This is a genomic window from Shewanella sp. MF05960 (genome assembly GCF_050849305.1).
Taxonomy (GTDB): Bacteria; Pseudomonadota; Gammaproteobacteria; order Enterobacterales; family Shewanellaceae; genus Shewanella.
The window spans coordinates 17,165-32,778 of record NZ_JBOZPS010000025.1; the positions used below are offsets into that span (position 1 = coordinate 17,165).

General features: G+C 40.4%; 10 protein-coding genes and 1 other RNA gene. 4 read left to right on the plus strand and 7 right to left on the minus strand.

Features of this window, described 5'->3' with window-relative positions; translation table 11 throughout:
• Window positions 1–269 precede the first annotated feature (269 nt).
• Complete coding sequence (locus tag ACROAE_RS18765) at window positions 270–2,432, minus strand: OmcA/MtrC family decaheme c-type cytochrome (protein ID WP_432405092.1); 2,163 nt, start codon at window positions 2,430–2,432, stop codon at window positions 270–272.
• Window positions 2,433–2,909: 477 nt separating this feature from the next.
• Here ACROAE_RS18765 and ffs point away from each other — a divergent pair.
• An RNA gene (ffs, locus tag ACROAE_RS18770) (signal recognition particle sRNA small type) lies at window positions 2,910–3,007 on the plus strand.
• Between the two features lie 100 nt (window positions 3,008–3,107).
• Here ffs and ACROAE_RS18775 read toward each other — a convergent pair.
• The 6 genes from ACROAE_RS18775 to dinG form a co-directional block, all read right to left on the minus strand.
• On the minus strand, window positions 3,108–3,410 hold the full coding sequence (locus ACROAE_RS18775) for a late competence development ComFB family protein (protein ID WP_188954750.1): 303 nt from the start codon (window positions 3,408–3,410) through the stop codon (window positions 3,108–3,110).
• An 84-nt stretch (window positions 3,411–3,494) separates the two neighbouring features.
• Window positions 3,495–4,421 (minus strand): histone deacetylase family protein, encoded by a 927-nt coding sequence (locus ACROAE_RS18780; RefSeq protein WP_432405097.1) that lies wholly within the window; start codon window positions 4,419–4,421, stop codon window positions 3,495–3,497.
• Window positions 4,422–5,132: a DUF2057 domain-containing protein gene (locus tag ACROAE_RS18785; protein WP_432405100.1), complete on the minus strand. Its 711-nt coding sequence runs from the start codon at window positions 5,130–5,132 to the stop codon at window positions 4,422–4,424. It abuts the gene before it with no gap.
• A gap of 9 nt (window positions 5,133–5,141) precedes the next feature.
• Window positions 5,142–5,804, minus strand: coding sequence for a primosomal replication protein (locus ACROAE_RS18790; RefSeq protein ID WP_432405103.1), 663 nt, complete (start codon window positions 5,802–5,804; stop codon window positions 5,142–5,144).
• Window positions 5,801–6,574 (minus strand): TSUP family transporter, encoded by a 774-nt coding sequence (locus tag ACROAE_RS18795; protein WP_432405108.1) that lies wholly within the window; start codon window positions 6,572–6,574, stop codon window positions 5,801–5,803. The genes ACROAE_RS18790 and ACROAE_RS18795 overlap by 4 nt, the downstream gene beginning before the upstream one ends.
• Window positions 6,575–6,582: 8 nt before the next feature.
• Window positions 6,583–8,658, minus strand: a complete 2,076-nt coding sequence (dinG, locus tag ACROAE_RS18800; protein WP_432405111.1) for an ATP-dependent DNA helicase DinG — start codon at window positions 8,656–8,658, stop codon at window positions 6,583–6,585.
• 131 nt (window positions 8,659–8,789) lie between these two features.
• Between dinG and ACROAE_RS18805 the strand changes: the two genes are divergently transcribed.
• The 3 genes from ACROAE_RS18805 to ACROAE_RS18815 all read left to right on the plus strand — a co-directional run bounded on the left by ACROAE_RS18805 (window position 8,790) and on the right by ACROAE_RS18815 (window position 15,598).
• A complete protein-coding gene (locus ACROAE_RS18805; RefSeq protein WP_432405172.1) occupies window positions 8,790–11,174 on the plus strand; it encodes a DNA polymerase II in 2,385 nt (794 codons plus the stop codon).
• Window positions 11,175–11,832: 658 nt separating this feature from the next.
• Complete coding sequence (locus ACROAE_RS18810; protein WP_432405116.1) at window positions 11,833–14,454, plus strand: TonB-dependent receptor plug domain-containing protein; 2,622 nt, start codon at window positions 11,833–11,835, stop codon at window positions 14,452–14,454.
• A gap of 187 nt (window positions 14,455–14,641) precedes the next feature.
• Window positions 14,642–15,598, plus strand: coding sequence for a class I SAM-dependent methyltransferase (locus tag ACROAE_RS18815; RefSeq protein WP_432405119.1), 957 nt, complete (start codon window positions 14,642–14,644; stop codon window positions 15,596–15,598).
• Window positions 15,599–15,614: the final 16 nt, after the last annotated feature.

A 15,614-nucleotide genomic window follows, 5' to 3' on the forward strand; every position in this document is an offset into this window, starting at 1 on the left:
AAGGTCATCCATCTAACTTACTGGCAGTATGTTCTGCAATATCTAATTCAGTTAAGTTGATGTTGGAATAAGGTTTCCCAGTACCAAGATTACTTTACAAACAACAAGACGTCTGTAAAGCGAACGCAATTGTGTGATGGTGATCAGGCTATTAATAAAGAGGTATATAAAATACGGACTTAAAGCATATTAATTGTTCGTAATATAAAAAGACCCTAGGCAAAAGCTAGGGTCTTTTAATCATTACGACAGATTATCGTGTATTGGCGTTAAAAGCCGTGGCTTTCATTAATACGTGTTGGTGTGTGACAGGTTGAACACATTTCTGCTGAACGTGTGCGCACATCATCTTCACTCATGCCGTCAGTAATACCGCCATTGGTTTCAATGTGCGACACGGTGGCATCAGTAATGTACTTTTGGTGACAGCTTAAGCATGCACCAGTGTCAGATGACACCCAAACATCAGCACCTGTTTCGGTATCAGCGTATCGCCATACTCTATCTTCTGCACGGCCTAGCGTTATGCCGTCAGTGGTGTGACATGTTTTACAGTCAGTCTTTAACACTGTACCTGATTCAACACCCGCATATTTAAGATAGTGACCTTCAGCACTGTGTGCTTTAAACGCAAAGCTGGTCGATTTTTTACCGCCTGGATAGGTTGCATCAGTTTTTAGCGTTTTATCCGAGGTATGGCAAGTTTGGCAGTTGACGCCATTGTCATAGTGATATACTTCTTGGTTGTGACATCCTTGACAAGTTGTTGTATCGATTATGTTTCGGCGAGATGCCGCGGTTTGGCTAGTATTTACTGCCGCTGCCGCCATGACAAAATGATATGCACTGCTTTTTATTTCAACTTTTCTCACATCATCGGCAGAGCATGCGGTTAACTTCACTTCTGGGCGACCATAGCCGCCATTGTTGTAACACGCGGTTACCGCTGACCAAAGTTCAAACGTTTTACCCACATAGTCAGTGGGTAGCGTGACGTTATTCCACACTAAGGTCCAACTATTGTCTGCGTTTGCAATCCCTTCACTGAGTTTAATACGTCTGTTGCTGTAACTGGCATCGTTATAAGCTGGGTAATCTATGTTGCTGTCCCATGCCATCACGATGCGACTGCCAGTGTCGACAAATTCAGCAGCAATGACATTTGCCGATGCATCGGTAAATTTAACGGTCGTACTAAATTTGCCTTCAGCAGTAACGGTAGTATCGCTAAAGACGACATTCATGGTTTGGGTTTCGTTATAGGCCTTCATCACATCGCCGTGAGCTTCTTTTGCACTGCGAGCGTAACCTTCTTCAATATGACATGAAGTACATTGTGTACTTAAACCAACATGATGTTCAGAGGCTGATTCTGTATGACAAGCAATACAAGCTGTGTCGCTTTTATTGGCGTTAAATAATGCGGCATCTTGAGGGGCATTAGCGCCTTCAACGTGACATGCACTGCAATCAGCAGCAGGTTTTTGTGGATACATCACATTGCCATAATCATGTACACCACCGCCATAACCAATGACTTTATACGGCGCAGCTTCTTCCGTTGTTGCGGTATGTGTTACGCGGTCTTGGCCTTTATGGATAGCGTGGATCATGTAGCCAAAGTCAACACTGTTGCCGGTTTCTGGATCCCCAGATGTAGCCGTGTGGCACGATGCGCAGTTTTCAAGATCAATTCTGCGGCCACCGTGTAATTCAAGACTATCTGGTTGGTGACAGGTATAACAGGCCTCAATTGAAACCACATCTCGTGAGGCGATATCTTCGGTTAACCCAGTAGATGGCTGGAAGTCATAATGTGCATTTGCAGTAATGAGCGGTTGTTTTAACTCAAGGGTAATACGCTGGGTATTATCTTGATTATAGGTAATCGTTAATGGTTCTGTTATTTGGCTAACATTGGTTTGGAATGTGTATTGATACGTCCCGTCTTGATTATCAATAAAGCAAGTATCGCAAGCAGAAGCGGCTTCTACTTCTGCTTGGTATTGAGCTGAGGGGGCTATATTGGTTTCGCCATCGGGGATCGTACTGGTATTCGGCTGTTTTAACACATTAATATAAGACTGCCATTGATAGCCGCGATCGACTTGTGTGTCACCGACCATTTCGGTAACAGGCGTTAATTGTGCAATACCGAAGCGAAGATCATGATCTTTTGTTAACCCAAGTACAGCTACACCATTGCCGTTTTTGAGGCTAAAAGTGACGTTGACTTTACCGTCTGTCACCGTTGCATCTGTCATTGTGGCTTTTAGTGTTGATGCGCTGTCAATGCTGACACCGATAATGCCATCTGGGCCATCTTCACCATTGGCACCATCGCTGCCTCCACAGCCTGATAGTGCCAAAGCGATTAGCCCTGCACTTAGCACCGCTTTTGTTACGGGACGAACGGTAATTGTTTTCATCATCTATTCCCTGCATTTTTTAGTTATCGCGCAATTCACTAAGGGTTAACAGTGTGCGGATTTTATTCAATTTTCATATTAGCTAACCTTTGCAAGTTACTCATCGAAATAAGTGTAGAGTTGTGACTAAGATCTGACTATTCCTTTGGGAGTAAATAATGAATGTCATTCACAAGCAGTTAAAACCAAAATTTTGTCCTTAACTTAGCTTAAGTTAATCTTTGCCTAATTGAGAGTAGCGATTGAGAACAACTTTGGCGGGCATAAGCTTGATTACAAATAATTATACAAAGAAATCGAATCAAGGCGTTCACTTAGCGAGTTGATGTAATGCATATTGGTTGAATTTGCATAAGTATTGTGCAACTAAACTAGTGATTACACAGTTATTAAGATTAAGGCTTGATCAAGCCAATAGGTTAGGGGATAATCGCCTCGTTCTGAAAAACAAGCTTTGTTTATCAGAAGTCAATGGTGACCCTAGGGTCCCCCCGCAATGATAACTTGTGAACTCGGCCAGACCCGGAAGGGAGCAACCGCAGCAAGCGACTCGTGTGCCGGGGTGTCGGCTCTAGGGGAACCTCCAAATTTATCCCCACATCATTTTCACTAGTTCATCTATCTTTAATTTGTTGCCTAAAAGGGCAGTAAACTACGCATACCCTCGAATAATTATCTTTAAATTTGCTGTGCCGCTGCTATTTCTGCTTCTTCTTTTAAGCGTTTTTGTAAATTGGCTTTAAGAAATTGACGAGACTTTTCAAGCGCATCGTAAATCTCGGTTTTCATCATGTGCAATTCTTGGTAATTTTCAAAAAAATAGGTATCGACTAAGTGACGGATGTAACGCACGGGTAATTGATTAAGCGTGACGCAGCATAAATCGGCCAAGTATTCTTCAGGCAGCTCTTCCATTAAGCCTTCATCTCTCAGTATTTCCATTAATAGAACTTCATAATAGTTACGAATATCTAAGTGCATTATATGCTCCATTGAGACCAGTGTGTTGTCGACGTCTATGTCGAATATATTACGTGTAAGCGTTTGCTACACGAGCTATGTTGATTAGTCGCCTTTGCTTAACCATAACTCATTTGCTGCCACAAGTAGTTGGCTATGTCGATGAGTTAACTCGGCTTCATTACGACTATAGCCTCCACCAATCACAGCTGCAAGGGGGATGTTGTGGCTTTTGGCTATTGATATCACTTGGGTATCTCTTGCTAATATACCTTGGGTCGAAATATTGAAGTATCCTAAATCATCGTCTTGATGAATATCTACCCCGGCATCATAAATAATAAGATCAGGCTGATGCATCCGAATAAGGAAAGGCAGTATTTGTTGAATGTGCTCAATATATTCTTGGTCGCTGCAGCCTTTGTTTAAATCAATATCATGATCTGAATGTTGCTTGCGTGAGGGGAAGTTTTGCGCGCAGTGGATTGAACAGCTAATAATATTGGGATACTGCTGAGCTAATGTCGCTGTGCCATCACCTTGATGTACGTCGCAATCAAATATCAGTACTTTATCTGCTTTACCGCTGTCGATGGCTGATTTTGCCGCAAGAACTAAATCGTTAAAGACACAAAACCCGCTGCCAAAATCATAATGAGCATGATGATATCCGCCGGTTAAATGCACCGCAAAACCATATTCTAATGCTAATTGGCTGCACAATACTGTGCCATTGACGGCATGTAAGGTGCGGGTGACAAGATGTTCGCTCCAGGGAAACCCAATACGTCGTTGCGCTTTATGCTCGAGCAATCCGTTGGTGAATTGATTAACATATTGCGGGCAATGCACAGTGTAAAGTGTTTCGATGTTGATGGGGGCAGGAGTATGCATTGCTGACTCAAGCAGTAATTGTTGCTCAAGTGCATATTCATATAGCAGTTGATATTTTGTGGTTGGAAATCGATGGGTGTGAGGTAACGCCAGCCGAGAATAGCTGGCGTGATACACAAAGGGAATGGCTGTTAACATTTAAAGTTGCTTAATGGCCCAACCCATAAACTCTTTGCGGGTTTTTTCATCGGCTTGTAACCACCAATACTGCAACATTTGCTCAGCTTGTGCTGGGGTTGTTGCTTTGCCAGCGGGTACTTTGGTTGTTACTGACGTTACAGCCGCCACGGGTGCCATATTGGTTGCAACAGCAATGTCTGATTGCACCGGTGCCTGTGTGACAACCGTTTTGCCATCTCCCGTCGCTGAGGCAGACAAGCTCTCAAAGTCTTGTTGTTTATTGGTTTTAAACAAGTTAGTGATAAAGGTCTCTTCAGCAAAATTGGTTTGCTCAACACTATAAGAGACAGAGCCGTTATCTTGACGGCTCACTTCGACTTGTGGCGCTTTAGCAAAGGCTTTTGGCTTTTTGATGACATCACCATTAGCCGGTTTTAGGCTGTATTGATAATCACCATCTACCGTTAGCGTAACAATGAACGGTGTGGATTTTACAAATGATTGACTGTCACTGAACGAGTCATCGACCACATCATGATAGCGGATAGCGATTTTATGGGTGCCATTGGCTAATGTTAAGTCGGATTGATGTTTAAACATACTTGTTTCAATTGCTTCGCCATCAAGAGCTAAATATTCAAAAGACATGGGAATAGTTAAATTAGCTGCAAATACTGATGATGAAGTTAAAAATGCTAACAGCGCACTAGTGGTGAATACAGATTTCATTGTTGCTCCTTAACGAGGGTAACTTTGGCGAGGTCGTTCAAATAATTGAATGCGCTCTTCAATATAACTTGTTGCTTGTTTACATTTTCCTAAGCGACGATGCATCAAAAGTATGTCATTTTGCAATTGAATTTTGTCATCACTATGACAGAATTCAAGATTTGCTTCCATTTGTTGTATTTTTTGCTCAATTTTTTTCGCCCAGTTGAGATGTTTGTTCAGTTCGGCATATAGTTGATGACTGTTTTGCATCACATTACTGGCTATCCAACCAAATCCACTGTCTTGCACCGCTTGCTGTTGTTTTTTTGCATAACGCGCCCGATTACTGGCTTTACGTTGTGCTTCGGCTTTTAAATTAATGTCGGTGGTGAGCAAGGCTCTTTTTAGCGCGATAAAGCGGTCTTGTATGCGATCACAACTGAGTTGAATAACAGGACCACTCAGCTTAAGTAATAATTGTTTTTCTAGTTTTTGAATGTCTTGGCGAAGTTGTGAAATACATGGGCTCAGCAAACCACCTTGTTGAGCGAAAAGTTGGCTGTTAAATCGTTCGGTTTGTTGCAAGGTTTGTCGCTGGTTGGGTGCTAAATTTTGGTCATGCATTAGGGCATCTTGCTCAAGTTGAGTCAGTTGCTGCTTTAACATTAAAACCAGTTGTTGGGTATTCATCCCCAAGCACTCCAAGTTAGGTGAATGGCTATCGACAATACCATAACGATAAAAATAGGTTTAATAAAAGGAATGCCAAATCGAATTGCGCTTCGTGCGCCAATATAAGAGCCGGCCATCATGCAAACACCCATCCATAACCCTAGCATCCACTGCACTTGTCCCATAGAGGCAAATATAATTAACGCAGTAACATTACTCACAGAGGTCATCACCCTTGCTAAGCCACAGCTGTGCAACAAAGGGAGTTTGTGAATTGATACTGATGACACTGTCCAAAATGCGCCAATACCCGGCCCGGCAAAGCCATCATAACTGCCGAGTATAAAACCTTGCGAGATTTGTTTGCCAGTAGACGAACGTTCAATGGGGAGGCTGACATTGTTATCACCCATGGCTTTGGGACTGAATAAGGTATAAATGGCAATGCCGATAATTAATAGCGGCAAGATTTTGTCTAGCCAAGTAGGGTCAATGAGGAAAACCAGAATACATCCTGAGACAGAGCCTATAAGGGTGGCAAAACAACTGGCTTTCCATAATGCAGGGTTAAATAATTGCTGTTTATAGAAGGTAAAACTTGAGGTTAACGAGCCAAAACATGCCGCTAACTTATTAGTGCCTAAGGCTAAATGAGGTGGAATGCCTACTGTTAGCAATGCTGGTATCGACAATAAACCACCACCACCCACTATGGCATCAATAAAACCTGCAATAATTCCGATGACCGCTAATACTGCCCAATGGCTAGGGTCTAATAATAAATCCAACTCAATACCTATTCAATAACACGTCTAAAAGGGGGAAGGGCATCAATCAATGATTTGCCATAACGTTTGGTTACTAAGCGGCGGTCTAAAATAGTCACTCGTCCGTAATCTTGCTCTTTACGCAGCAAGCGACCACAACTTTGGACTAATTTACGCGATGCGTCAGGAATTGTCAGCTGTAAAAAGGGATTACCACCTTTTACTTTCACGTATTCCGCATGGGCTTGTTCTACCGGTGATGTTGGTACAGCAAAAGGCAGTTTAGTAATAATTAGGTTGGTTAAATAGTCGCCCGGTAAATCCAGACCTTCGGAGAAACTGCCAGTGCCGAATATAATACTGGGTAAACCATCGTCACAACGCTGCTTATGCTTTTCTAAAATTTGTTGTCTTGGAATTTCACCTTGAACAAATAACTGATCTTTGGCTATTTTGCCCTCGACCAAATCGACCACTTTTTCCATTTGCCAGTAAGATGCAAATAATACGAGTGTGGCCATTTCGCCATCCACTAATGCAACAATGTGCTCAGCAATCTCGGCCGTATAGTTATCATCGGTAGGTTCTGTAACCATTTGTGGAATAAACAGCGTGGCGTTATTTTCGTAATCAAAGGGCGACAACAAGGCTAAAAATCGAGTGCCATCATTAATGCCTAATCCGACTTGATGAGCAAAATGGTTAAAGTTGTTTAGTGCTCGTAATGTTGCACTGCACAATACAACGCCAGCCGCTTTTTGCCATAGCATAGACTCGAGCATAAAACCGACTTCGATTGGCGATGAGCAAAATAAGTAATCCTGCTGCTTTCCGGTGATTAACTCTGCCCAGCGTGCCATTGGTGCGCCTTTTTTACTGTCTTCTTTGGCCATCATTTTCCACAGCTTATGCAAATTATCTAAGCGTTGTAAAATAAAGCCTGTTTCAGACAATAACCCTTCAGATTGATGCTTAGGCACTTCACCGTCTTTTATTGCCTCACTTAGCACCGACACCACTTTATTAAACTGTTTAACAGCAGCGCCAGAAGCCGTGGCTAAGTTTTCTGCCTGAATTAATAGCGCTTGTGGTAATTGCCCGTGCTCAAAGCGCAGTCGGCTTTCTGGGTTGGCAAATAATTGAGGTTGGGTATCGCAATAATGCGCGACTTGAGTTAATAAGTTGGTTAAATCGGTTGTGTGATCAAGCATGGCTTGCACAGGAGCAATAATGTTATTTGTTTTAAGCTGATTTTGCAGCTTAGAGCAGGTTTTAGATGCTTTTTCTAACCAATCACAAGCCCCGCGTAACGTGGCTTGTGCGCTGGAGAAATCTCTTGCCACAATCGGTAAATGGTGTGCCTCATCGATAACATAAAACATGTCTTCTGGATCAGGTAAAATAACTCCACCACCTAATTCTAAGTCAGCAAAAAGCAAACTGTGGTTAGCAATAAGCACATCCCAGGTATCAACATCTTCACGTGCTTTATGAAATGGACAGTTGTGATGTGCTGATACTTGTCGATGACAACTGTGCTTGTCACAACATATTTGCTGCCATAAAAAGTCTGGGATGGGATGTTGCAGGGTGTCAATTTCACCGTTCCAACGTTTTTGATGGAAATCTTGATGCAGTTTTTGCAGTTCGTTTATTTGGCTTTGATCTGGCTTTGTTTGCCACATGGCCATTTGTGAGCTGTCTTGATTGCCTATCATGGCTTCAAGTTTGGCCAAGCACACGTAACGTTGCCGACCTTTAACTAGACCAAATTTAAAGTCAACGCCAGATTGTTGTAAAAAAAACGGCAAATCTTTGTGGAGTAACTGTTCTTGTAATGCAACCGTTGCAGTGGCAATACAGACCTTTTTCTTACTGGCTAATGCTAATGGAATGGTGCCAAGAATATACGACAGTGACTTACCAATCCCGGTACCTGCTTCAACCACAATAATCCGCCGATCTTTGTCATACTCTCCCGCTAAGGTTTTTGAGATTTCAGCTACCATGTAGTTTTGTTCGCGACGAGAACGAAATTGCGGCATAGCATTAGCAATTTCTTTATAAATGGTGCGAATTTGACTTTTTATCGTATCCGGTAGCATAGAAGTATGATTTCTGCGTGGTCTGAATTATGCTGTACATAATAACAGTGAATTAGCATGCTACGAAGTAATAAATAACATTGAAACATTTACAGCCGCAATTAAAACATTCTACCCATGCTCGTCAAAGCATATCTGCATTGCCGCGAGTGAAGGGCAGAGTATTGACTCGCCATGCGATATATCGTCAGGGTCAGCTGGTGTTGCAATATTATTTAAAAACCGCAAATGGGCCAATTTTAGTTGAGTTGCATCACAGTGAGGTGATTTGTTTTTGTCGTCAGCAAGATTTGGATGTGTTAACTCACAAAGTCGATTTTACGCTCAAGGCAGAGTCTATTGGGTTAACCAGTTTTGCGCATGAACCCGTCTGTGCGCTGTATTTAAAATCTAACAGCCAATTAAAAGGGCTGACTAGGGTGGCTAATGATGTCGGCATTACGCTATTTGAAGTCGATATTAGACCCGAGCAGCGTTATTTAATCGAGCGCTTTATTGCCCTTGATATTGAATGTGTGGGGGAGTATCACAGTACAAATCACGATACCTTATTGCCTTTAATGTCACTGGAACGGGCTCGAAAACCCGTAGCTGAACCAACCGATGTTGAGATTAGTTTATCAGTAATATCGTTAGATTTTGAATGCAGCTTTGATGGCGAACTCTATTCAGTTGGGTTATATGGCGAGCAATACCAATGTGTGTTTATGGTTGGCGAACCGCAAAATGATAGCCATGATTTTATTGTGTGGGTAAACGATGAGGTCGAACTTATCCGTCATCTGATTGCCTGGTTTGAGCAATACGACCCTGACATTATTATTGGTTGGGCAGTGGTCACTTTTGATTTAGCTTTATTATATCGTCGCTGCATTGTACATCATATCCCATTATTAATAGGCAGAGGTGGCACAGAATTAAGCTGGAAGGTCGCGGATAAATTTAGGCCCGAAACACTCTCGTTACCCGGGCGCGTGGTGCTTGACGGCATTGATTGGTTAAAAGCGGCATTTTATCAATTTGATAGTTTTTCATTAGAGTTTGTATCAAGAAATCTGCTCGATGAAGGTAAGGCTATTGAACATGTCGAGAATCGCGGCCAAGAAATTACCACGTTATTTCACACCGATAAAAATGCACTGGCATTTTATAACATCACCGACAGCCGTTTAGTGTGGGATATTTTTGAAAAAACCCAGTTGATTGACTTTGCGATTGAACGAGCAAAATTGACAGGTTTAGAGTTTGGCCGTGTCGGTGCCTCGATTGCGGCATTTTATCATTTATATTTACCTCACTTACATCGCAATGGATTTGTTGCTCCAGCACATCCTGCCAGTCAAGGCCTTGAAAGCCCCGGCGGTTATGTCATGTCATCTGTCCCTGGTCATTACAAAGACGTATTAGTTTTAGATTTTAAAAGTTTGTACCCATCAATAATTCGGACTTTTTTAATTGACCCCAAAGGATTAGTGGAAGGCTTACGCTTGGCCGAACAAGGTGATAATACTTCAACCGTGCCAGGTTATTTAGGTGCACATTTTGCGCGAGATAACGCAATTTTACCTGGTTTAGTTGCCAGCCTAGCAGCGCAAAGAGAAATGGCAAAAATAGAAAAAAATGCGCCGTTATCGCAAGCGATAAAAATTATCATGAACTCTTTATACGGTGTATTAGGCTCAAAAGGGTGTGTATTCCATGATGCGAAGTTAGCCAGTTCAATTACCATGCGCGGTCATCAAATTATGAAATTGACCAAGCAATGGATAGAAGAATCAGGTTATCAAGTTATCTATGGCGATACCGACTCCACTTTTGTTTGGCTTGGCGAAAATCATGGGATTAAAGACATTAATGCCTTGGGGTTGCAACTCGCAACCAGCATAACAACACGCTGGCGTGATTGGTGTGAGACTGAATATCAATTAGACAGTTTTCTAGAGTTAGAATTTGAAACTCACTTTGATCAATTCATTATGCCGACGTTAAGAGGGTCTGATGAAGGCAGTAAAAAACGCTATGTCGGTGCTTCATTAGGGGCGGACAGTAAGCTTAAATTGACGTTCAAAGGCATGGAGCAGGTGAGAAGTGATTGGAGCCCTATCGCCCGTAAGATGCAATTTGACTTATACGAGATGTTTTTCAACGGTGAGGATGTTATCGATTACCTTCGTCAAGAGTTAGACGCGCTAAAAAAAGGTGAAAGAGACTCTGAGCTCATCTTTAAAAAACGTTTACGTCGTCATGCTGAAGACTACACTGCAAAATCATCTCCCCATGTCAAAGCGGCAAAACAATTGGCACAAATACAGGGTACATCTAAAGCAACAAGGAGAGGGCATCAAATCAGGTATTGGATGACGACAACAGGCGCTCAACCTGTCGAAGCAGAACCCAATAATATTGATTACGAATATTACATTAGTAAACAAATACAGCCGATTGCTGAACCTATTTTACAGTTGTGTGGGCAACGATTTGATGCGCTAGTCAATGATCAACTCTCGCTAATTTAAAACTTAATAATGTCGAAACTGGTAATATGGCATTGTACCCTCGTCACACTTTCCTATCGCAAACATTGTGCGATTTTATGTTTACCCCAAAGCGACATGCATACTCTATATGTAAATATGCAAAATCAATACCGCAGCATTATCTATACTTATATTGAGTCGAACAAACCATCATCAAGGTCAATTATTCACCTAAATACCGACCGAAAAAGTACCTCAATCTCCTTTGTTTTGTATCTTAAATGTAATTGTTAACAACTTATCGACAAACCCTATTGTTATAAATGTTAAATTTTCATTGCTTGCAACACCATTAGAAAATCAGCCCTAGCATAAAAAATCAGTCTGCAAAACAGGATGTTAAGTTTTTTATTTTTAAGTTCCCTAATTTATCAAAATAAAACAAAAGTTCTATAAACCTATGCTTTTAAATGTTTTTATTTTTTAGTGTCCATTTTAGTTAACAGGAATGGAGATCACATTTGATTAACTTTTGCGCTTACGGTACTTCAATTGTTGATTAGTTGTATCAAATGTGATTTTATTGCATACGTAAATGAGTGGTTGTGATGATTTTTGTTACATCCCCTCATAGAACTAACACCTAAAAAGGTAGTTAGTATTATAAGAAAGATATAAAAGTCCAGGGAGATAGACAATGCATAAGAATATTCTAGCTAAATCGGTGCGTTTAGCACTGATCGGTGGTGCTGCAGCGGCAGCGTTAAGTGTACCTGCTGTTATTGCAGCAGAAGAAGATGGTGCAAAAGTAGAGCGAATTGAAATTACAGGTTCTCGAATTCGTAGAGTTGATATCGAAAATGCATCACCTGTTGAAGTAATTAACGCTAAAGACTTTAATGACATGGGACGCTATAGTGTTGCAGATGCCTTGCGTTCTTCTACATTCAATAGTTTTGGTTCTTTAGTTCCTTCTTCAGGTAGTAGTGCTCAATCTCAAGCTAGTGTTAACTTACTAGGTTTAGGTTCTTCAAGAACACTAGTTTTGTTAGATGGTGTTCGCCTAGCTGCTTCACCAACACTTTCAGGCGCAGCTATCAACATTAACCAAATACCAATGTCTATTGTAGAAAGAATTGAAATTCTTAAAGATGGTGGTTCAGCGGTTTACGGCTCAGATGCAATCGCTGGTGTAGTAAACATTATTACTAAAAAGAATTTTGAAGGTCTGAATATTACTGGTCGTGTCGCCCGTCCTGATGATGAAGGTGGTGATGGACATGATTTCTCTGTCACTACAGGTATCAGTAGTGATAAAGGCAACATTACATTCTCTTTTGAAAAACAAGTTCAAGAGCCTATTTTTGATCGTGACCGTCCATATACAGCTCCTTTTGCTGAAGACGCTGATGGTAATGGTATTTTAGACTATAATTCTTCAGTAGGTATCAGTTCTTATGGAGCAAGTATCAAAAACCCTTATACAGGTCTTTGGGAGGCTTCGCCTGAGTGTGAAAATCTAGCCAATACTGTTGATGGTTTTGTTGGTGTTTTAGAATCTGGAGCTAACCAATATTGTGGTTTTGCATACTCTGGTGTGTCAGCTAACCAAGCTTCAACTGATCGTCAATCTATATTTGTTAACGCTAACTATGAAATAACTGATGATCTTCGTATGAAGTCTCGTGCAATGATTACGCAAAACAAGTCATTTGGTCGTTATGCTCCAGCAGCAGCTGGGTGGGATGATATCCCTGCAAATTCATTACATAATCCATATGATGATACTACTGACGGACGTTTTCGTTGGTATCAGCTTGGTAACCGTGATGGTAATGTTACTGATTTGACACAAGATTATATGGTTGGATTAGAAGGTGACTTTGGTGAAACTGCCGTATGGGAAACTTTTTATCATCACAGTAACACTAATAATAAATCAGTCGGTGAATATTATTTAAGCTATGCAGGCTTATATACAAACTTGTATTTGGATATCCCGTTAGGTGACGGTGTTGACAATATGAAGACAACAACACTACAACAGGATGACTATACCCTAGACCAATATTATGTAGGTGTGAGTTTTGATGGTGGTGAGTTACCTGGTGGTGCGATTGGTCATTATGTTGGGGCTGAAGCTGCAAACATTAAATATTCATCTACAGTTGATGCACAATCTGAGGTCGGTTTAGTTGGGGGCTCAGCCGGTAATTCATCTGGTAGAGACCGTGATACATGGGCTGTATTCTATGAAGGTGTATTCCCACTAACGGATGAATTAGAACTGGGTATTGCTGCACGTTATGATGACTATTCAGATTTTGGTACCAATTTAGCGCCTAAAGTTTCATTGACTTACAAGCCGATAGATGACTTGATGTTAAGAGCATCATACGGTGAAGGGTTCCGTGCACCTGCATTGGAAACTCTTTCTCAAGCAGATAGCTTTGCTGCTGACTATGCCAATGACTATGTTTACTGCCGATCTCAAGGTATCGCGGATGGTGACTGCCCTGAATTACAATACGATACTACTCGTCAAGCAAACGCTGAGTTAGATGCTGAAACATCTAAAACAATTAACTTCGGCGTAGTTTGGAGTGGTGTAGAAGGACTTAGTGTAACCGCTGATTTCTATAACGTTAAAATTGATAATGCTATTCGTTTTGTACCAATTCAAGATATTGTCATGATGGAATTATTAGGCTCTGCTAACCCAGATGCAGCTAAGATTACTGTTGATCGTACAACTGATGGAGCTAGTCAACCTATATTTAGAACTTCGACTATTAATGGTCCTGGTTTGGAAGTTACTGGTACTAATGTAAACGTAACGTATTTATTAGAAACATCTTCTATCGGTGATATTAGATTTAATTCTAGTACCAACTATTTCTTTGAATATAATTCTGATTCGTATGTTGGTGGACCAGTGCAAGATCAAGGTGGTTTCTCACTACAGCCAGAATATAAAACTCAGTTTACAACAACGTGGATGATGAATGATCACTCACTTGCTTGGAACATTGATTATATTCCTTCTACAAGTAGCTATGAAACGCCTACCTCTGACAGTAGCGGTAACTTAACTGGTTCATTGTCTACTAATGGTTCTAATGATAGCTTTATGACCCATAACTTGACTTACTCATATGATGCAGGTGCTTATGGTAAATATACCCTAGGTGCTCGTAACATCACTGATGAAGATCCAGTATTTGATAGTAATGGTCAATACGGTAATGGTTATGATGCCCTATATAGTTCAGGACATATTGGTCGTTCTTATACACTAGCAGGTGAATGGAACTTCTAATCTTAATCAATATTGTTAGATAATAAAAACACTGGTTAATTTTATTAATCAGTGTTTTTTTTAGGTTAAAAAAGTAAAACTAATATGCAAAACTTTAATCAGAATGAACTTTTTTGATTGATATATCACATATCGATGATATTTATCCTAAAAATTATAATAGAAACTTTTATAAGGAAAATTTAGTGTGACTCAACATTGGACTGAGTATTGGCGGCAAGGGCATACAACATCATTTGGTGATTCATTATCTAGTAATTATGAAGGTATATTACAGTCCGTTTGGGAGAATACCTTTTCTATCTTGCAAACTGATTTTATAGCGGTAGATGTCGGCACAGGTAACGGTTCAGTTCCTTTATTATTAAGAGAATCACTAAGGGCTAGCGCAATAGTCGGCAAGGTGTATGGGGTTGATCTTGCTGAAGTGCAATTATCTGAAAATAATAAGAGTGAAAATTCAACAATTGAAATTGAATTGATATCAAATACAGCCTGTGAATCATTACCTTTTGCAAATGATTCAGTAGACCTTTATATGTCGCAGTTTGGGTTTGAATACTCCGCTATCGAGTTATCACTAAAAGAAGCTTCAAGAGTACTTAGAGCGAACGGTCAATTTTCAATTGTTTTCCATCATGATAATTCAATGATATTGAATAGAAATAAAAAAATATTAAGTTTTATTGATTTACCACAAACAAGTGAGCTTATTGAATATTTAAGTGAAATTGCAATTGCTATGGGACCGATGACAACTGCACATGATATTACACGAATAAAGCAAGATCCTGTTTGTGAAAGTGTGCGCATAAAAATCAACCAATCGATTAAATTTTTAGTTGAATATGATGAGCTATCTGCTCAGGACAGCCAATTAATGACGTTCATTGCTCAGTTTTTTAAAGAAGGGGTATTTTGGCCTTTAGCAAAAAAACAACAATATATCGAATTCATTAAATTACAAATGGATACGTTAAAACTAAGACTTTCGGAGTTGGTTAACGCCTCTTTTGATGAAGATAAATTGGCAAATTTTATCAGTATTTTTAAGCAAAATTTTCTTGAGTTGAATGAGATTAAAGTGTTGAAAAATGAACAGAATGAAGTGTTAAGTTGGTATTTAAATGCAACAAAAAAGTAAATTCGTAGATTAATTA